At 71.0% G+C, this 14,046-nt stretch carries 11 protein-coding genes; 3 read left to right on the plus strand and 8 right to left on the minus strand.

Annotation, left to right across the window (positions count from 1 at the left end; genetic code table 11):
• Nucleotides 1–92 precede the first annotated feature (92 nt).
• Nucleotides 93–2,495, minus strand: a complete 2,403-nt coding sequence (locus BS75_RS16640) for a protease pro-enzyme activation domain-containing protein (protein WP_052069473.1) — start codon at nt 2,493–2,495, stop codon at nt 93–95.
• Between the two features lie 346 nt (nt 2,496–2,841).
• Between BS75_RS16640 and BS75_RS16645 the strand changes: the two genes are divergently transcribed.
• Nucleotides 2,842–3,849, plus strand: a complete 1,008-nt coding sequence (locus BS75_RS16645) for a hypothetical protein (protein ID WP_052069474.1) — start codon at nt 2,842–2,844, stop codon at nt 3,847–3,849.
• Between the two features lie 37 nt (nt 3,850–3,886).
• Here the strand turns inward: BS75_RS16645 and BS75_RS16650 are convergent, their stop codons facing one another.
• Nucleotides 3,887–4,834, minus strand: a complete 948-nt coding sequence (locus BS75_RS16650) for an ornithine cyclodeaminase family protein (RefSeq protein ID WP_042439481.1) — start codon at nt 4,832–4,834, stop codon at nt 3,887–3,889.
• Nucleotides 4,835–5,194: 360 nt separating this feature from the next.
• On the opposite strand from BS75_RS16650, the gene BS75_RS16655 reads away from it, so the two are divergent.
• On the plus strand, nt 5,195–6,967 hold the full coding sequence (locus BS75_RS16655) for an oleate hydratase (RefSeq protein ID WP_034088798.1): 1,773 nt from the start codon (nt 5,195–5,197) through the stop codon (nt 6,965–6,967).
• Between the two features lie 74 nt (nt 6,968–7,041).
• The gene (locus tag BS75_RS16660; protein WP_034088799.1) at nt 7,042–7,425 is read left to right on the plus strand and encodes a luciferase domain-containing protein; all 384 of its coding nucleotides are present in this window, start codon (nt 7,042–7,044) and stop codon (nt 7,423–7,425) included.
• Between the two features lie 282 nt (nt 7,426–7,707).
• Here BS75_RS16660 and BS75_RS16665 read toward each other — a convergent pair whose 3' ends face one another.
• The 6 genes from BS75_RS16665 to BS75_RS16690 form a co-directional block, all read right to left on the minus strand.
• The gene (locus BS75_RS16665; protein ID WP_034088800.1) at nt 7,708–8,175 is read right to left on the minus strand and encodes a hypothetical protein; all 468 of its coding nucleotides are present in this window, start codon (nt 8,173–8,175) and stop codon (nt 7,708–7,710) included.
• A gap of 3 nt (nt 8,176–8,178) precedes the next feature.
• A complete protein-coding gene (locus BS75_RS16670) occupies nt 8,179–10,185 on the minus strand; it encodes a polymorphic toxin-type HINT domain-containing protein (RefSeq protein ID WP_034088801.1) in 2,007 nt (668 codons plus the stop codon).
• A 375-nt stretch (nt 10,186–10,560) separates the two neighbouring features.
• Nucleotides 10,561–11,112 (minus strand): hypothetical protein, encoded by a 552-nt coding sequence (locus tag BS75_RS16675; RefSeq protein ID WP_034088802.1) that lies wholly within the window; start codon nt 11,110–11,112, stop codon nt 10,561–10,563.
• A 19-nt stretch (nt 11,113–11,131) separates the two neighbouring features.
• Complete coding sequence (locus tag BS75_RS16680; protein WP_034088803.1) at nt 11,132–11,359, minus strand: hypothetical protein; 228 nt, start codon at nt 11,357–11,359, stop codon at nt 11,132–11,134.
• Nucleotides 11,360–11,460: 101 nt separating this feature from the next.
• The gene (locus tag BS75_RS49335; RefSeq protein ID WP_052069475.1) at nt 11,461–13,074 is read right to left on the minus strand and encodes a DUF4189 domain-containing protein; all 1,614 of its coding nucleotides are present in this window, start codon (nt 13,072–13,074) and stop codon (nt 11,461–11,463) included.
• Entirely contained in the window at nt 13,071–13,931 is an 861-nt protein-coding gene (locus tag BS75_RS16690; RefSeq protein WP_034088804.1) for a protein phosphatase 2C domain-containing protein, read from the minus strand. Before BS75_RS16690 ends, BS75_RS49335 begins: the two co-directional genes overlap by 4 nt.
• Nucleotides 13,932–14,046: the final 115 nt, after the last annotated feature.

The following is a 14,046-nucleotide window of genomic DNA, read 5'->3' on the forward strand; positions in this document are numbered from 1 at the left end:
CCCGGGCCGGGCCCGGACCGGCGGGAACGGCCGAGCCCCCGGCGCCTGCTGGCGCCGGGGGCTCGGTGCGGTCCCTGCCGCGACGGGAAGCGTCAGGTGTTCAGCGCCGTGTCGTCGATGACGAAGCTGGTCTGCGCACCGCTGACCTCGACGCCGGAGAAGGTCAGGGTGACCTTCTGACCGGCGAAGGAGCTCAGGTTGAAGCTCTCCTGGACGTAGCCGTTGCCGGCGTTGAGGTTGGAGTAGGTCGCGAGGGTGGTCGAGTTCGCCTTGACGGTGAGCTTGTCCTGCGCGGTGGTGGAGGTCTTGTCGGTGTCGACGTGCAGCCAGAAGGTGAACGTCGCGGGGCAGCCGGCCGGCACGGTGACCGCCTGGGTCAGGGTGTCGGTGTGGGCGGCGCCGTAGCCGTCGAGCCAGGCGTCCCAGCTGCCCGAGTGGGCCGGCTCGTCGCTGGTGTCGTTGTTGACGACACCCGAGGTGGCGGTCCAGGGGGAGGCGGTGCCGGTCTCGAAGCCCGGGTTGCCGAGCAGCTGGGCGGCGGTGCAGGAGCTGGCCGCGGCCACGGTCCAGGTGAAGGACGCGGTGCCGGTGGCGCCGGTGGTGTCGGTCGCGGTGACGGTCACCGAGAAGGTGCCGGCCGTGGTCGGGGTACCGGTGATGGCGCCGGTGGCGGAGTTGACGGCCAGGCCGGCGGGCAGGCCGGTGGCGCTGTAGCTGAGGGTCTGGCCGGAGGCCGAGTCGCTCGCCGCTATCTGCAGGGAGGCCGCGGTGCCGACCGTGCCGGACTTGCTGCCCGGGTTGGTGACGGTGACCGTGTCGGTGCTGCCGGTCGAGCCGCCGGTGCCCAGCAGGGCCGTCATCAGGCCGTCGGCGATGGGGCTGCCCCAGCCGGTGACCTCGTCGTAGCCGACCCCGGCGTTGTAGTCCTGGTTGCTGCCGGTGGTGACGTCGTGCAGGGCCGCGCCGTAGCCGCTGCCCTCGCCGATGCCGTAGATCGCCGGGTTGGCGAAGCCGAGGTTGGCCTTGCTGGCGGCGGCGGCCTTCTGGTTGTACAGGGTGGTGAAGCCGGCCCACAGCGGGGCGGCGGCGCTGGTGCCGCCGATCTGCTGCCAGGACCCGCCGGTGTAGATGGCGTAGCCGCTGTTCGGGTCGGCGTTGGAGGCGACGTCCGGCACGGTGCGCATGGTGCCGGTGCCGGGCTGCCAGCTGGGACGGCTGTACAGCGTGGACACGCCGCCGCCGCTGGTGTCCCAGGCGCTCTCGGAGGAGTAGGCGCCGCCGCTGCCCATGGTCAGCGTGGTGCCGCCGACGCTGGTGCCGTAGACGCTGGTGCCGGGGAAGTCGACGGCCAGGACGCCGGAGCCGCTGGTGCTGCCGGTGCAGTCGCGCGAGCCGTCGTCGCCGGCCGCGCTGTAGATGCTGATGCCCTCGGCCACGGCCTGCTCGAAGGTGTTGTTGACCGCGGTCATCACCGAGGGGGTGGTGTCCTGCTCGCAGGAGCCCCAGGAGATGGAGATGGCCGAGACCTTGTCGGCGGAGACGATCGCGTTGGCGATGTCGATCTCGCCCTGGTCCGAGTTGGGGGCCTCGTAGACCAGCTGGGTCGCCTGGGGCGCCACGGCGCGGACGACCTCGCTGTCGAGCTCGACCTCGCCCTCGCCCTGGCCCGGGTTGGAGTTGTAGTTGGCGCTGTCCACCGAGACGGTGGTCGCCGCCGGACCCGACAGGCCGTAGGTCGAGTTGTAGGTGCTCAGGTCCGAGGCGTTGTAGCCGTCGAACTCCCACAGCGCCACGGTCTCGCCGCTGCCGTTCTCACCGGTCTTGTTGATCCGGTAGGCGGTGTCGATCTGGCTGGGCGTCACGCCGGACGGGGTGGCGTGCGGGGTGACGTTCGCCTTGCGGACGAGGTCGGGGGTGCGCACCGTGTGGTCGTCCAGGCCGGCCACCGCGGAGACCAGGCCGGCGATGTTCGCCGGCAGCACGGCCGCGTGGTCGTTGGCGTAGAACTCGCGGTGCGCGTAGGGGTCCTGGTAGGTGCTCTCGGTGGTGCCGAAGGCGGCCTTGACCGTCGCGGCGGTACCGGTCGCGTCGAGCGACTCGCGGTTGCCGCTGACCCGGGTGACCTGGAGGCCCTTGCTCCTGAGGTACGCCGCGACCGTGTCGGCCTGCGCCTGGGTCGGCGCGTAGGCGGCGTTGAACTGGGCTGCGGTCAGATAGTGGCCGTAGGCCGCGGTCCCGGGGGTGCTGGCCGCCGCCACGAAGCGGCTGAGCCCGGCGGCGTCGCGCAGTCTGAGCGAGACCGCGATCGAGAGGTGCTGGGTGGCCGGCAGCGCGGCGACCCGGTGGGAGTAGGCAAGGGCCGGCGAGCTGCTGCCGACCAGCGGGACCACGGCCGCTGCGGGGGTGGCAGCCTGGGCGACGGGTGTGCCCAGAATGGCGATGGCCGGGCTGAGCAGCGCGAACGCCGCCGCCGCCGCGAGGTAACGGTGCTTCAAGGAATCCTCCTCGTCCTGGCCGCACACCAGGAAAGGGCCTCGCACTCCAGATCGTGGAGCGTCGAACGCAACCTGACAGAACCGGGCGGCGGCATTGGCAAGGCAGAGCCCATAACTTGTCCATGAACTTTCAAATGTTAAGAAACAGTTCATAAACAGAATCAATTCGGCCACTCAGTGAAATTGACTGATCACGGGCGGTGGAATTCCGGTGTGCTATGCGCACCGACAACGTGGCGTGACTCACAGACTCCGGCAGGCAACTCACAGATGACATTCAGCTTTCCGGCGTGCAGCATGGTGGCGTTCAGCGCGATGCGGTACGTCGGCAAGACGGGGCAGCTCCATGAAGCAAGACCGGGACGACCTGCGAACCCGCGCCGAGGTGCCGGAACAGCGGCCCCCGGAGGAGGCCAGGGCCTCCGCCCCGGCAACGGAGGGCGGCCACCCGGCCGCCGCCGGAGGCGCGTTCGCCCACGGGCTGCACGTCGCCATCGAGGCCAGCGGCCTGAGCCTCTACACCCTCCAGCAGCAGCTCTCCGCCCGCGGCGCCACCGTCAGCGTCACCACCCTGAGCTACTGGCGGCGGGGGCGCAGCCAGCCCGAGCGGATGGTCTCGCTGCGGGCGGTCGCGCTGCTGGAGGAGATCCTCGGCCTGCCCGAGCAGGCCCTCAGCGGACTGCTCGGATCACCCCGGCTCCGGGGCCGCTGGGCAGCGCAGCGCCAGAAGCACGATGCCCGACGCATCGACGAGCTCTGGCCGGACGACCCCTGGCTGCTGCAGGTGCTGGAGGAGCTGGACGCCCCGCCCCCGGAGTCGCTGGAGCGGCTGAGCATCCACGACTCGTACCACGTCGACGCCCGGCAGGGCCGGCGCCTGCTGCGGGTCCGCCAGGTCGTCCGGGCGACCACCGACCGGGTCTCCCGGTGCGTGGTCGGCTTCCAGGCCGACGAGGACCCGCGGAACCCGGCCGCCTTCGGCCCGGTGCGCAACGCCAGGATCGGCCGGATCCGGCAGCGGCCCGACTCCGGCTTCCTGCTCGGCGAACTCGTCCTGGACACCCCGCTGAACACCGGCGACACGACGGTGTTCGACTACGAGCTGCTGCTCCCCGACGGAGCGGGCGCCACCGACGGACGACGGCATTTCGCGACCCCGGTGCGGGAGTACGTCCTCCAGGTGCACTTCGACCCGCTCTCGGTGCCGGCGCACTGCTACCACTTCGAGCGCGACTGCGGGGAGGACGAGGACCGGCTGCGAAGACCGCTGTGGATCGGCCCCTCGGGTACCGCCCACGTGGTCAGCCTGGACCAGCCGCCGGGGGTGGTCGGCATCCGCTGGGAGTGGACCTGATCCGGGCGGACGCCCACTGCGACTGCCACTGCGACTCCTACGGCAGCTCCTGCTGCGGGACCGCTGCGCACAGCGCGGCGGCGAGGGCCACCTCGGTTCCGGCGAGGCCGGTCGAGCAGTAGAGGGTGATCTGGTCGGGTCCGGTCCGGCCGGTGGCCGCCCCGGCGAGTACCGCGCCCAGTTCCGTCATCCGTTCGGGCCCGACCAGGTGAGGTTCGGGGTAACCCGCGACCTGGGCCAGGGAGTCGGTGAGGATCACCTGGGCCCGTTCGGCCAGCGCGGCGGGGATCTCGTGCCGGGAGGCGCTCTTGGGACCGAGTGTCGTCACGTGGGTGCCGGGACCGATCCAGCCCGCGTCCAGTACGGGTTCGGTGCTGTTGGTGGCCACGATCACCACGTTCCGCTCGCGTACCGCCTCCTCGACGGTGGAGACGGCCCGCACCGGGAGACCCAGTTCCTCGGCGGCGCGCCGCGCGAAGGCCTCCGCCCGGTCCGGGCGGCGGGCGACCACCACGGCTTCCTCGATCTTCCGGACCCCGTGCAGGGCCCACAGCTGCGTCCACGCCTGCACGCCCGCTCCCACCAGGGCCAGGCGCAGCGGCCCTGGGCGGGCCGCCGCCTCCACGGCGACGGCGCCCAGCGCCCCCGTACGTCGCGCGCCGAGTTCGCGCCCGTGCACCAGGGCCCGCAGCGCGCCGCCGGCGGCGTCCCAGACCACGACCAACTGCTCGGCGTCGACGATGGTGTCGTACACGCGGAAGCCGAACACCCCCTGCTCGCGCAGGTGCCCGGCGGTGAAGACCAGGTGCCCGTCACCGATGTCGGCCCGAACCCGGGGCGGCGCCTGCAACGTGCCCTCGTGGTGTGCCAGCACGGCCGCTCGCACGGCCCGGACGGCGGTCGCCGGATCGAGGTGGGTGCGCACGTCGTCGTCGTTGAAGAGGCGCGGGGCCGATGCCCGTGGCTGCGTCGCGGAGAGATCCATGACCACATCCTGTCGGACCGGTTCCGCCGGGGCATCCGGCCCTGGTACGGCTCCGACTCCGTCCTGCGACCGAGAGCCGGCCTGCTCACACGTCTGTTCACACCTCAGCTCGCTCGCCCGCCCGCCCGCCTGCTCGCCTGCTCGCCCGCCGGAGAGGCGCACACACCCACGACGGGCCCGCTCACGGCCGGGTGCCCTGGACGGCCCAACCAGGCGTGCCGACGGCCGGGGATGATGGTGAATTGGCTGGGCGTGCGTATTGGACGTGCGTATTGACGGCGCCCGGCGCGCCCACCGGTTCCGGGCCGACGCCGCCCTCGCCCGGGCCGCCTGCCGCCACCAGTCCAGGGAGTTGCAGCCATGTACTACAGCAGCGGCAACTACGAGGCCTTCGCCCGGCCCCGCAAGCCCGAACGGGCCGACCGGGTACGCGCCTGGTTCGTCGGCGCCGGGCTGGCCTCGCTGGCAGGCGCGGCGTTCCTGGTACGGGATGCGCAGGTCCCCGGGGAGCGGATCACCGTCCTGGAGCGGCTCAAGCTGCCCGGCGGGGCGCTGGACGGAATCAAGGAGCCCAGGAAGGGCTTCGTGATCCGGGGCGGGCGCGAGCTGGAGGACCACATGGAGTGCCTGTGGGACCTCTTCCGCTCCGTGCCCTCGCTGGAGGTCGACGGGTCGGTGCTGGACGAGTTCTACTGGCTGGACAAGGACGACCCCAACCGCTCGCTGCAGCGCGTCACCGAGCGCCAGGGCCAGGACGCCGGGACCGACGGCCGGTTCGCGCTGAACGACCGCGCCCAGAAGGACCTGGTCAAGATCTTCCTGGCCACCCGCGAGGAGATGGAGGGCCGGCGGATCGACGAGGTGTTCGGCCGCGACTTCCTGGACAGCAACTTCTGGCTGTACTGGCGCACCATGTTCGCCTTCGAGGAGTGGCACAGCGCCCTGGAGATGAAGCTCTACCTGCACCGCTTCATCCACCACGTCGGCGGCCTGCCGGACCTCTCGGCGCTGAAGTTCACCAAGTACAACCAGTACGAGTCGATGGTGCTGCCGCTGACCCGCTGGCTGATGGACCAGGGCGTGACGTTCCGCTTCGAGACCGAGGTCACCGACATCGACTTCGACCTCACCGCGCAGCGCAAGCAGGCGACCCGGATCCACTGGGTGGAGGCCGAACAGCCGGGCGGGGTGGACCTGGGCGAGGACGACCTGGTGTTCACCACCATCGGCTCGCTCACCGAGAACTCCGACAACGGGTCCCAGGACACCCCGGCCCGGCTGAACGAGGGTCCCGCACCCGCGTGGGACCTGTGGCGCCGCATCGCCGCCAAGGACCCCTCGTTCGGGCACCCGGAGGTGTTCTGCGGCCACATCCCCCGGAGCAAGTGGGAGTCCGCCACCGTCACCACCCTGGACGAGCGGATCCCCCGCTACATCCAGAAGATCGCCAAGCGCGACCCGTTCAGCGGCGGCGTGGTCACCGGGGGCATCGTCACCGCCCGCGACTCCAACTGGCTGCTGAGCTGGACCGTCAACCGCCAGCCGCACTTCAAGCAGCAGCCCGCGGACCAGATCGTGGTCTGGCTGTACGGACTCTTCGTGGACCGCCCCGGCGACTACGTGAGGAAGCCGATGCAGGAGTGCACCGGCGAGGAGATCACCCAGGAGTGGCTCCACCACCTGGGCGTGCCGGTCGCGGACATCCCCCTCCTGGCGGCCGAGGCCGCCCGCTGCGTGCCGGTGATGATGCCCTACATCACCGCCTTCTTCCTGCCCCGCCGGGCCGGCGACCGCCCCGCCGTCGTTCCGGACGGCGCGGTGAACTTCGCGTTCATCGGCCAGTTCGCCGAGACCGGCCGGGACTGCATCTTCACCACCGAGTACTCGGTGCGCACCGGCATGGAGGCCGCCTACCAGCTACTGGGCGTGGAGCGCGGCGTGCCGGAGGTCTTCAACTCCACCTACGACATCCGCAAACTGCTGGCCGCCGCGAGCTGCCTGCGCGACGGCGCCGAACTCGACCTTCCCGGGCCCGCGTTCGTCCGCACCCGGCTCCTGCACCGACTGGAGGCCACCGAAGTCGGCCGACTCCTGGAGGAATTCGACCTCCTCAAGGAGGAGGAGCAGCCGTAGCAATGCTGAACTCCCCGGCTCCCATAGTGGACAAGGGGGTAGCCATGCCGGGGAGAACAGATGAAGATGGCGGCATGGAATCAGCGCGTCGCGCTCTCGAAACCCTGATGACCTGGCCGGGCCTGTCCACAGCCCCGGCCACGTGCGGCACCGGAACCGCGGTGCTGGCCGACGGTGTACAGATCGTCCACTTCCACACCGCCCACCAGGCGGACCTCTACCTGGGGCGGCCCGCGGTCGAGCGCCTGAGCGAGGAGCTGGGGCACTCCACCGCAGTGCGCCTGGTGGCCGGCTCGGGCTGGGTGACCGTGCTCCTGGACGGCGACAGCGATGCGGACCTGGTGGTCACCCTGGCCAGTGTCGCCCGCCAGGCCGGTGCCCCGCGCCCGGGCAGGACCGGCGACGGGGCGTGCAACCAGGGCCACGTCTCGATCATCACCCTGGAACAGGCGGCCTGAGCCCCGGCCGAGAGGGCCGGGCTGGACGCGCTCTCCCCGCGCCTGGGCGAGGCCCTGGCCGTCGAGGGAGCCGAACGCCGGCCCTTCGACCTGGCACGGATCCAGCTCTACTGCGGCGAGCGGCTGCGGCACCACGGGGAGCGGGCCCGCGCCCGCCAGCACCTGGAGGCCGCGCTCCGGGCATCTCCCGTCTCGGAGCCGCCCCCGCGACGCCCTCCAGCAACTAGCCCCTGCGGGCGAGCCCTCGACACCCAGCGCGAACTGAGCTCCGCGCCGGAGGACTCAAACACCACTCTCCTGATCGCCGGACTCCCCCGGCCGGTCATTCGCACCTTGCAGGAGATCGACGATGTCGAGATCCCCTTCGGTGCTGACGGCCACGATCCATGACCGATCCGCAGCAAGGAAGTAGTGGTGCTCCGGAATTTCGAGCAGTCCAGCGACCACCGAAGCACAGGAAGCGCCGGTGAAACGCACCCCAAAGGGCGAGAGCCCGTCACCGACATGTTCGACCGTCGAACCCGGGAGTGCGCGCAGACATACCTCGTCGGCCGCGGCCGCCGCCAGCCGCACTTCGTCGGAACTCCTCAAATGCGCGTGCCTGCCTGGCACGCGGGGCCAGTCAATCTTCGAGCCGGCGGTCGGAAATCGGAGACTCATCCAGTCGAAGGCAGCCGAAGCATCAAAACGCTCCAGTCCGTTGAGCGGCGGGGTGCCGTACACGGCGTCCGCCCAGTAGTTCTCAGCCATCGCTCAGCATCCAAACTGGCCCTGGATTTTTGTCACGGTCGACTCGGAGGCATTGAAGTTGAAGTGCGGCCCTTTCTCCTTGCCGCTCCAGACATTGATATGAGCACCGTTGCGCCCATCGAATTCGATCCTGAATCCCGTCTTCCCGTCGGCGGTCTGCATGCCGATCGGACTGCCCTGAATCGTGCCGAACTTGCCGATCGTGGGCCTTTCGGCGTTGAAACCGCGCTGTACGAGCCAGGCCAGCGCCTTGTTCATTGCCTGGTTGTAGTCATCGTCAGCGTCGCCGTCGTTGTGCACAAGCACCGGCGTTTCGCCGGCCAGCACATAATACGTGTGAACGTCGTCGATGGTGAGGTTGTAGGTGCGATCGGCAGCGGTGTACGTCTGCACCGTGCGGACGGTTGCGACCGTGCTGCCAGTGGTCTGGAGACGGTCGCCCGGCTTGAGCGCCGCAGCAGTGCTCCAGGTGGCCGTCGTGGCGTCATAGAACAGGTGATGCACGGTTGAACGGATCTCTCCGATGCCGCCCGGGGTGGCGATCGTCAGTACGACGAAATCCCGGTCGGTATCGGTGATGTGCGTGGCGACGACGGTGTGCCGGGCGACGGATCCGCTACCCGGGACGGCGTTCTCGATCGTGTCGCCGACCTTCACGTCCTGGATCGGTTCGGTCGTGCCGTTCGCCATCAGGACCCTGGTTCCAGCCACGAAGCTGTTCTGGGTGCAGCTGGCTCCGTCGGCTGCGTCCTGGTCTGCGGCCCTCTGTGCGGCCTCTTCGGAACTGACGTCCTGGTCGACCTTGGCCTGGACGTCGGCCATGGCTTCGATCTGGACGTCGGCCTCAAAGGCGAGGGTGTAAGGGATGTCCACGTCCTGCCCCGTGGCCTCGGCCTGCTCGTCGGCCTGGGCCTGCTTCTCCGCCTTGATCTGCTGGATGACCGGGGCGACTTCCGGGTCGGGGCAGCTCATGGTCCCGCTACCGTTGACCGACAGGGTCTGGGTCTGGGTGCAGCCTCCGGCCGCTTGCCCGTCGACGGTCACGGTCGCGGTCATCACGGCGGTAGCGGTGCCGGACAACGTGGCGCTGCTGGTACTCGTCGTCGAGGTGACGACGTTCTCGGTGACGGTGCAACTGTCGTCCGAGCAGTCCAGGTTGCCCGTCTGGTTGAAGTCGAAGCTGATGCCGAGGTCGATGGCGCTGGTCAGCGTCTTCGTCTGGGCGATGAGATCGCCGTAGGTCTGGTCGACCTCAGCGGACGACACCGGCGGGAAGTCGGTCTCCGGGAGGGCCTCCGAACCGGCCGAAGCGTTGTCGCCGGAGACTGTCTGCCGCACCCAGGCAGCCGCGACAGCCGGCCCCTGATGACGGGCCGTGAGCGAAGCGCCGGTCGCCCGGGTCCCGGTACCTGTGGGATTCTTCGGCACCCAACGCAGCACCCGGTAGGGGGCAGTAGCCGACACGTACAGCGCCCCGTCCGCCGTGGTGACCTCCAGGGCGGGATCGGATCCGATCGGGATCGTCCTGGCGCCGGTCTTGGGGAAATCGGTTGCCGTGCCCAGTTCCTTCCACAGTGCAGTACCGAGGACGGACGGAGAGGCAAGTGCCTGCGGCAGCAGGTTGGACAGACTGTCGTCACCGGTGACCCACTTGCCCTGTACCGACGAGGCCGACACGCCGGCCGGAAGTCCTGCGAGCATCTGCGGTGTCGGCTTGACGTAGGTCTTGCCTCCCACCGTCATCACACTGATCTGCTGACCGGCGACGGTAACGGTGCCGAGGGTCTCTCCACCGTTGGTCGCCTCCAAATCCCAGCGCGCAGCCCCACCCTCCGCCGAGCCGGAGTAGTGCGCCACCGGCTCCGTCAACAGGCTGGTCACCGCCAGGTAGAACGGAAGCCGGTTCGGCTGCGGTCCGTTCTGCGACGTCGTTCGCCACACTCCCACCCCGGCGATGACGGCGATCACCAGGCCGAGAGCCGCGACCAGTTGAACCCGGTGCCGCTTCATCCACGGTGCGCGCGGTGGCCCCGGAGCAGCGGGGGTCCAGGCCTGCTGCGCCTGCTGGTGCCCCGCCCACGGCGACGGGCTCTGCCGGGGCGGCGGGGGCGGTGCGCCCCAGGTCCCGCCGCCGGCCGGGCCCGACGCGGCCGGCCCGGGGGGCGTGGGCGCGGAAGGAGTTCGACCGGGAGCCGAGCCCTGCGTCGGCGGCGAGGGCCGACCCAGGGGCGGCGGCACGGCTCGTGGCGTCTGCTGCCACGTTGGATATGACTGACCGTCAGTTTCATTCCGCCAGTAGTGCTCTTCCGGCACGGCAATACCTCCGGGTGGAGTCGGCTGTTGATTGATCGCTGGAGACGGCTCGGTGGCGGGCGCGACGGCCGGTCAGCGTCGCCGTACGGTGGCGAAGTCGCAGCCCGGGGCGCAGAGGGTGACGATGCCGCGCCAGGTGGTGCGGACGCGGCCGCGGGTCTCGCTGTGGCTCATCGGCTTCTCGCGCAGGTTCGGCTGGTGGCAGCGCGGGCAGAGCTCCGACCGGTCCGTGCCCCACGGTTTCGCCGGGTCGAGGGAGCGCAGCGCCGGGGCGAAGGCGAGCACGGCGATCACGATGGCGATGATCCCGGCGACGAGGGCGGCGGGATGGCTGGCCTGTTGCTGCTGGAGCATGTCCTGGTAGCTGTACGTGTTCGTCAGCGCACCGTTGACGTACTGCTCGCAGGTGTCACCCGGAGACATCGTCGCGCCGTTGCACTGGGGCGCCGAGGTGTCGCCGGGGTGGCCGGGGTAGACGGCGAAGACCAGCACTAGGCCGAGGACCGCGAGGCCGAGCAGCAGGAGGACCGCGGTGGTCCGGGACCTGCCCGACCGACGTGACTCCCGTTCCCTGACGGCTTGCCTGATCAACTTTTCCGTGGCGCCGATGGTCTGCGTGGGCACGCCGAATCTCCTTCGGGGGTCAGTGGTGGGACATGACGGTGAACAGGAGCAGCAGGATCGCGACGGCGATGAAGGCGAGGCAGCCGTTGCCGCCGCGCGGGTTCTTGTTGTTGGCCTCGACGCGCCCGCCGGGGACGATCGTCGGGTGGCGTTCGGCGTAGTGGTCGATCTGCTGCTCCGCGCCCTGGGACTCGGTGCCCCAGGACGTCTTGAAGCCGCATTCGCCGCACCGGTAGCGGTAAGCCATGTCGATTCCTCAACTGTCGTGGTCGGAACGTGGGATGTCCGTACTGGCCCGGCCGGGGCCCGCCGCCGGGGCCCAGCACCGGGGCCGGCCGCCGGGGCCGCCTACCGCGAGGTGCACACATAGACGATCCAGTGGCCGCCGCCCGCTTGGGCGATGGCGTTGTTCTCGGCCCCCACCGCGGAGGAGCCGGTTCCGCCCCAGTACATGTTGGTCTGCGGGTTGTACGCGACCGCGCCGCAGCCGTTGACGAAGGTCGTGAGGACCTTGCAGTTGGAGCGGGGGCATTTGTCCAGCGCCAACTGATCGGCGGTGGCCGCAGAACCGGCGTTCCAGGATCTGCCGTCGCTGCCGTCCGAGGAGACGGCTATCGCCCCGTAGTAGTACGTCGGAGGAGGAGGCGGGGGCGGTGGGGGCGGCGGAGGAGGCGGAGGCGGTGCCACTACGGGCGGGGCAGCGGTCGTCGGATCGGGGAGCGGCGCGTCCGTGGTGGGATCCGGAGCGGGCGGGACCGTCGTCGGATCAGGGAGCGGCGCATCGGTCGTGGGGTCAGGAGCCGGCGTCCAGGTGTCGGGCGGGACGACCACGGGGGCGACCGTCGCCTGACCGGCGTCGACGGTTCCGCCGGGGCCGGTCGATGCGGAGTGCCGGCTGTTGACGATCACCAGCAGCAGGACCAGGGCCGCCGCGAGCGTGCCGAGGACCTTGCCGGCCCTGGCCGCGGCCGTGCTGCGCCGCTTCGGCGGCCCGGTGACAGCGGGTGGCCGACCGGGGGGCGGCCCGGTGTGCCGGGGGGCCTTGGGTGCGGTGCCGGTGGACGCGACGATCTCGGCCGAGGCGAGTTGCTCGGCCCACGCGGCGGCGGTCGGGCGTCGGCCCGGGTCGGGGTCGAGGGAGGCGCGGGCCAGGTTGCCGAGCGCGGGGCTGATCGTGGCGAGGGCGGTGGGGTCGGTGGCGGTCTGGTCGCGGGCGAAGATGCGCACGGCGAGCAGGGCGAGCTTGTGGACGTCGCTCGCCCGGGTGGCCAGTTCCTCGCCCGGGGGGACCTGCCAGTCCGGGGTCTCGGCCTGCGGCAGTACGGTCGCGCCGTGCAGGCGCATGGCGTCGCAGTCGATGAGGAAGCACGCGGGCTCGGGCGCGAGGCTGAAGAGCAGGTTCTTCGGCGAGACGTCGCCGACGGTGACGCCGAACCGGTGCAGTCGGTCGAGGGCTGCGGCCAGGTCGGCGAGCAGGAGCAGCCGGTGCCGGTCGCTGACGGCCAGTCCGATGCCGGCGACGTAGGCATCGTCGTTGAGGAGGTACTCCATGGTGGCCAGTCGCCGCGACCCCGCGTTCGTGCCGGTGAGGGTCTGGAGCGTGAAGTGGAAGCGGTCGGGGACGGCGCGCATCAGGAAGCCGCAGGGCTGTCCCTGACGCTGGACCACCGCGGCCGGCCAGGCGGTCTTCTCGCACAGCCACCGCCCTTCCGCGCCGGTGAGCCGACCGAGCAGGCCTGCCACCGCACCGAGCGCGGCGGCGTCGAGCTGCGGCAGGACGGAGGGGCTGTACTCCTTGTAGACGACCTCCCAACCGCCGTCGGCCGCCGACTCGTTGATCCGCTTGTTGAGCACCTGGTGGACGGAGCCCTGTCCGCCCTGCCCGAGTCGGCGCCCCAGGGTCAGGGCGGCGAGGTCGACCGGTGCTGCGGGGCCGACCGGGGTCGCGGGGTCTGTGGTCACCGGGACTCGGCCCCCGTCCGGGGCCAGATCGCCAGCAGGGTGCGGTCGTCGTCGAAGGTCTCCCGAGTGAAGTCCAGCACGTGCCCGAGCCACAGCGGCGGCGGTGGCGTGGCCAGGTGCTGGGCGAAGAGCGCGCCGACCTGGCCGTCACCCTCGCCGAGCGGATCGCCGAAGCCGTCCGTGCCGACCAGCAGCGTCCAGGGCTCCTCCAGCCGTCCGGTGGCCGCTTCGATCCGGGCAGGGATCCGGGGCAGCGCGGAGACCTCGTTGCTGACCAGCTGGGTGTCCGATCCGGTTTTCGAGCTGAACAGCGGGCGGTAGCCGCCGCCGGCCCGGTTCAGCAGCCAGGCTCCGGAGTCACCGACCCGGAAGAGCTCGACGACCAGTCCCCCGGCCGTCGGCCGGACCGCGCCGGCCACCAGGGTGGTCGCATACAGCCGGGCCACCTCGGCGGTCCCGGGCTGCGTGGCGCCGAGCCGCCACTCCGCCAGCTGCCGCAGCCGTTCGGCGGCGTGCGCGGCGACATCGACGGGGTCGAGCGGGCCGGGCGTGTGGTCGAGCAGGTGCAGGATCCGCTCGACGGAGGCCCGGCACGCCTCGATGGCGCCCTGATGCGATTCGGCTGCGCTGGAGACGCCGTCGGCGACCGCGAACACGATGCTGTCGGTGGCCTCGTGCACGGCCGCTCGGGCCGTGTCCTGGCGCGGCTGACGGTAGTAGCGGTGCTTGGCGCCGCGCACCGAGGCGAACCGCACGGTGAGGGCGTCCGTGGACCAGCCCTCGCACTCGCTGTCGGGGAAGTCGAAGGCGTACTGGCTGGGCGGCCTGGCCTCGAACTCCAGGCCGGGAACGTCCACCGCGATCCGCTGCCACGGCGCCGGACCCGACCAGGACGCCGCAGCGGGCCGGTCCGGGGGAAGGGGAGGCGGTGGCGGAATGGACAGATCGGGCGCGGGTGTCGGGAGGGCAGGA

The sequence above is a fragment of the Streptacidiphilus albus JL83 genome, from assembly GCF_000744705.1.
GTDB lineage: Bacteria > Actinomycetota > Actinomycetes > Streptomycetales > Streptomycetaceae > Streptacidiphilus > Streptacidiphilus albus.

Bases quoted from the DNA above. Each gene is read 5' to 3' on its own strand.
- BS75_RS16645 (WP_052069474.1), top strand. From the start codon at position 2,842: ATGAAGCAAGACCGGGACGACCTGCGAACCCGCGCCGAGGTGCCGGAA.
- BS75_RS16650 (WP_042439481.1), bottom strand. From the start codon at position 4,834: ATGGATCTCTCCGCGACGCAGCCACGGGCATCGGCCCCGCGCCTCTTC.
- BS75_RS16655 (WP_034088798.1), top strand. From the start codon at position 5,195: ATGTACTACAGCAGCGGCAACTACGAGGCCTTCGCCCGGCCCCGCAAG.
- BS75_RS16660 (WP_034088799.1), top strand. From the start codon at position 7,042: ATGGAATCAGCGCGTCGCGCTCTCGAAACCCTGATGACCTGGCCGGGC.
- BS75_RS16665 (WP_034088800.1), bottom strand. From the start codon at position 8,175: ATGGCTGAGAACTACTGGGCGGACGCCGTGTACGGCACCCCGCCGCTC.
- BS75_RS16670 (WP_034088801.1), bottom strand. From the start codon at position 10,185: ATGAAGCGGCACCGGGTTCAACTGGTCGCGGCTCTCGGCCTGGTGATC.
- BS75_RS16680 (WP_034088803.1), bottom strand. From the start codon at position 11,359: ATGGCTTACCGCTACCGGTGCGGCGAATGCGGCTTCAAGACGTCCTGG.